Annotated in this window: 5 protein-coding genes; 3 read left to right on the plus strand and 2 right to left on the minus strand. The window is 43.9% G+C overall.

The genetic code is table 11. The features are described 5' to 3' along the window. A partial coding sequence (locus tag VIN08_RS23875) for a hypothetical protein (protein ID WP_331970840.1) occupies positions 1–1,079 on the minus strand: 1,079 nt, incomplete at its 3' end. 102 nt (positions 1,080–1,181) lie between these two features. Continuing rightward, positions 1,182–1,505: a hypothetical protein gene (locus tag VIN08_RS23880; RefSeq protein ID WP_331970842.1), complete on the minus strand. Its 324-nt coding sequence runs from the start codon at positions 1,503–1,505 to the stop codon at positions 1,182–1,184. Between the two features lie 219 nt (positions 1,506–1,724). Here VIN08_RS23880 and VIN08_RS23885 point away from each other — a divergent pair, with 219 nt between their 5' ends. The 3 genes from VIN08_RS23885 to VIN08_RS23895 form a co-directional block, all read left to right on the plus strand. Beyond that, entirely contained in the window at positions 1,725–2,645 is a 921-nt protein-coding gene (locus tag VIN08_RS23885; RefSeq protein ID WP_331970844.1) for a helix-turn-helix domain-containing protein, read from the plus strand. A gap of 112 nt (positions 2,646–2,757) precedes the next feature. Next, the gene (locus VIN08_RS23890; protein WP_331970846.1) at positions 2,758–3,498 is read left to right on the plus strand and encodes an SDR family oxidoreductase; all 741 of its coding nucleotides are present in this window, start codon (positions 2,758–2,760) and stop codon (positions 3,496–3,498) included. Between the two features lie 136 nt (positions 3,499–3,634). After that, a partial coding sequence (locus tag VIN08_RS23895) for an SDR family oxidoreductase (RefSeq protein WP_331970848.1) occupies positions 3,635–4,368 on the plus strand: 734 nt, incomplete at its 3' end.

Consider the following 4,368-nt stretch of genomic DNA (forward strand, 5'->3'; position numbering starts at 1 on the left):
TCATAGATGTTTGTGCCGCGCTGTCCTACACATACTATATATTGCCCGTCCGGTGACCAGCCGTGAAAGTAAGAAGGAGTTTGTTCGGTTAAAAGTTGGGGAGTGCCGCCTTGCAGCGGAAGTATATATACCGTTGAACCACCCCCTGGTAATCCCTGGCGATGATGACTGATGGCAAGCCACTTTCCGTCAAAAGATATAGCATGGTCGTTGTTATTGCGATCGGCTATGCCGGTGTTGACCTTCTGCGGTGTTCCTCCCTGTAGCGGATAGGTATAGAGTGATCCGTTGGCATTGAATAAAAGCGATTTGCCATCGGGCATCCAGTTAGGTGCTTCGAAGCGATCGGTTGATTCATAAACAATTTTTCGTTTGCCAGTGAAGACATCCAATGTTTCAAGACGCGATGCGAGATAGCCTGACGTATTGGGATTGTAATTTTCAGCAACAGGCTGATCGATACGTACATTCCATACCGTAGCTTCTTCCTTTACCTGTTCGTTGTGCGAGCATATATATAGTCCTGCCAGTACTTCATCCGGAAAATCTTCCATCACATGTTCGCCCACCAACTGAAGCGGTTCGCCCCAAAGCGCCATGCGCATAATGATAACTTTACCTTTGCGTTCAAGCTGCAGTGTACTTGCTTTTTTCTTTACCGAGAAGATTTCGTCTTCCGGATCGCGCATAAAAGCGCCTTTCAATTTTCGCCATTGCAATACCGTGAGTCCGTCACCATGCAGCGTAGCGCTGATGTGTGGTGCATTATCGTCAGCGGAAGCGCGCAGCATCCAACCCACTTTGCGATGAGGGTCAGTACCTGTTCCTTCAAATTTGAAATTGGCCGTGAGTATAAAATCGCCTTTCAGTTTTTTATAGAGGTAGTGAAACTCATCTCTGCCAAACCATATATTATAGCCTGCGCCTTTGAGGGTATATTGTTGATCGGTGGAATTATAAAGTGCATCGCCTGCAATCTTGGGCGCGCCTATATCGGCATGGGTATCAAATACTCCAACCGGTGATTGGGCATAGACTCTGGAGATTATCAGGAAGATGATGATCAATAATTTGCGCATACGTCTGGTACATTTTGGGAGAGCCTATTTACCATCGTGTGCAGAGGAATGCAATGACAGGGCCACTAATAAAATAAGTAGTGTCGAATGGAGAGCGTGTGCTCAATAGTTAGCTTGTCCGATGTCCAGCCGACTTACCTTCTGATCCACGTTTATGTGAAACTTGAAATATGTTTTGAAATCTCCCCACTGGTCGGAATGAAAATGTCCGTAAACATCCAGGCCATTGTTTTCAATCTTGTCGATCGAAGTGAATCGTTCATGGCCCAGCGCTTCCGAAGAAAACTTCTTGAAGTCGCGCGGACTTCCATCGTCATATAGTCTGGCATCGGTCGTGAAGAGACTGAGCCATGTTTTCTTATCACCTTTCTGAAGTGCATCGATCGCGGCTTTTACAATCGGGTTGGTAAGTTTATCGGTATTCATAGTGGATGGATGTTTCGCGTTCGTATCGGTTTGACAGCAGCCTGAATAGCAGGGCTGTCAGCATATATAATAGTAGAAAGAAGCGGATCATATATCTCCTGCAATTTCAGAATATTTCCGGAACGCAGAGATCATAAGAGTCGCGAAAATTGTTCCGTTATTCCAGGGTATATATACAAAAAGCATTCGCACGACTTTCCGTATATTCGGGTTTGGTTTATGAAGGAAAAAGAAAACATTGTTATCTACGAGAATCTCTACAGCACCTATAAGAGCCTTGGGCTGCCGGTGGACACGATCGATCAGTCCAAAGATTTTACGATCAATAACCTCGCAGATATTCATAAGAAATTCCCGTTCAAGTCATCTGTATATAGGCCCAGCTATTTCTCCTTTGTATTTGTAAAAGATGCCCATGGTAAATATAGTACCGATGATTTGACGTTCGATACCGTTCCAGGCACTATATATTTTACCAACCCGGGCCATCACAAGGCTTTTGAATGGTTTGATATGCGCGAGCTATACCTGGTAACACTGAGCGAATCATTTCTGAAAGAGAATGTGCACCCGGAAATATTTGAAGAGTTCCCGTTTCTGTTGGCTGAAACAGTGCGTCCGCGTACGTTGGCTCCGGAAGCATTCGCAGAGTTTGAGAATTTATATTTGCAGATATTAAAAGAGTATAAAGCCACTTCTCCCTATAAATATAGAATCATCGGCAACCTGTTTGTTGTGTTGCTGCTGAAAGTAAAGGAATATTTCTGGGCCGACTACAACCCTATATATGAAGGAAACAGGAGCTCGCAGATTGTGAAGAATTTTAAGGAGAACCTGGAAAAACATTATCGCGACCTGGCTGATAACAAAGTACAAGTACTCTACCAGGTACAGGATTACGCCAGACTACAAAGTCTCAATCCAAACTACCTGAGCAATGTTATTAAAAGTAAAACCGGTAAATCCATCAGCTCCTGGATTGCCGATAAGACCATTGCCGAAGCCAAATCGCTATTGAAAAATTCTTCCGTACCCATCAAGCAGATCGCTTTTCAACTGGGTTTTTCAGAGTCGAATCATTTCAGCAACTACTTTAAAAAGCACACGAATCTCACTCCCAATGAGTTTCGGAAGGTATAAAACCTGTTGTTTTTTGTGTAACCTGTCATATTTATAGGTAGTCCTGTAAAATCTGTACTTTTTTGGATGGTCGTTGCCCGACCTTTGATTCATCAATTAAACAAAAGAATGTATGAGCAACGTAAAGAACAAAATCGCCATCGTAACAGGAGCATCTAAAGGTATAGGAGCTTCCATTGCCAAAACATTAGCCCGTGCCGGTGCTACCGTAGTAGTAAATTACTCCGGCAGCAAAGATGCAGCCGACCAGGTTGTGAAAGACATCACAAGCAATGGAGGTACTGCTATAGCGGTGCAGGCAGATGTGAGCAAAACAGCAGATGTAAAAAAACTTTTTGCTGAAACCATCGCGAAGTTTGGTCGCGTGGATGTACTGGTAAACAATGCTGGTATCATGATCACCAAGCTGATCGCTGAAACTACCGATGAAGATTTCGACAGACAGTTCAGTATCAACGTAAAGGGAGTCTTCAACACACTGCGTGAAGCTGCCACACAACTTGCAGATAACGGAAGCATCATCAACTTCTCTACATCGGTTAACCGCATTATGCTGCCAACGTATGGAACCTACGTTGCAACCAAAGCAGCAGTGGAGCAACTTACCCGTGTGTTTGCAAAAGAAGCAGGCAAGCGCAACATCAATGTGAACTCTATATCTCCAGGTCCTACCAACACCGAATTGTTCACTGCCGGAAAATCAGAAGAAGTAATCAATCGCCTGGCATCACTTTCAGCTTTCAATCGCATTGGTGATCCGCAGGATATAGCCGAAGTTGTATTGTTCCTGGCAAGCGATGAAGCGAAATGGATCAGTGCACAAAATATAGGTGTAAACGGAGCTATGGCTTAATCTTTCTGCTGGCGGCATAATTCACACCGCTGGTATCATCAACGATAAACATTATTAAAAAATACGGTGACATTTTTTTGTCACCCTGATACTCTATTGCTTAAACAAAATCAAAAACACTTTAAACGATACAACTATGAATACCTTACATAACAAAACCGCCCTTATTACCGGATCAGCAAGAGGTTTAGGAAAAGCTATAGCAGAACGCTATGCAGCACTCGGTGCAAACATTGTGATCAATTACTCACGCGATAAATCGTCGGCAGAAGAAGTAGTGAAAAATATTACTGCCATGGGCGCACGCGTTATTGCTGTGCAGGCCGATGTTACCAAACTGGAAGATGTGAAACGATTATTTGAAGAAGGCAAAAAGGCTTTTGGTAAAATAGATATCGTGGTAGCCAATGCCGGTATAGAATTGATACAGGTTCCGGTTACAGAATTTACCGAACAGCAGTTCGATCGTGTTTTCAGTATCAATGTAAAAGGCGCTTACTTCACCCTGCAGCAAGCGGCCAAAGATATAGCAGACAAAGGCCGCATCATCTATATATCTTCCAGCACTACAACATCGCCAGTTCCGGGTATGGCAGTATATGGCGGCAGCAAAACAACACCGAAGTATCTGGTGGAGATACTGGCGAAAGAGATCGGTCATCGCGGAGTTACAGTAAACACGATTATTCCCGGACCGGTAGAAAATACAGGTGTGTTCGTAGAGATGTCGAAAGAAGATCCGTTCTATAAAGAGCTTCTCAACGGTTCGCCTATGGGCCGGCTTACTTCTGTAAATGATGTTGCCGACATTGCTGAATTTTTTGCAAGCGATCTGGCATCTTTTGTTTCCGGACAGCACCTGCTGGTAAA

Origin of the sequence: Ohtaekwangia sp. (assembly GCF_036568665.1) — a bacterium.
Taxonomy (GTDB): Bacteria; Bacteroidota; Bacteroidia; order Cytophagales; family Cyclobacteriaceae; genus Ohtaekwangia.

Bases quoted from the DNA above. Each gene is read 5' to 3' on its own strand.
- VIN08_RS23880 (WP_331970842.1), bottom strand. From the start codon at position 1,505: ATGAATACCGATAAACTTACCAACCCGATTGTAAAAGCCGCGATCGAT.
- VIN08_RS23885 (WP_331970844.1), top strand. From the start codon at position 1,725: ATGAAGGAAAAAGAAAACATTGTTATCTACGAGAATCTCTACAGCACC.
- VIN08_RS23890 (WP_331970846.1), top strand. From the start codon at position 2,758: ATGAGCAACGTAAAGAACAAAATCGCCATCGTAACAGGAGCATCTAAA.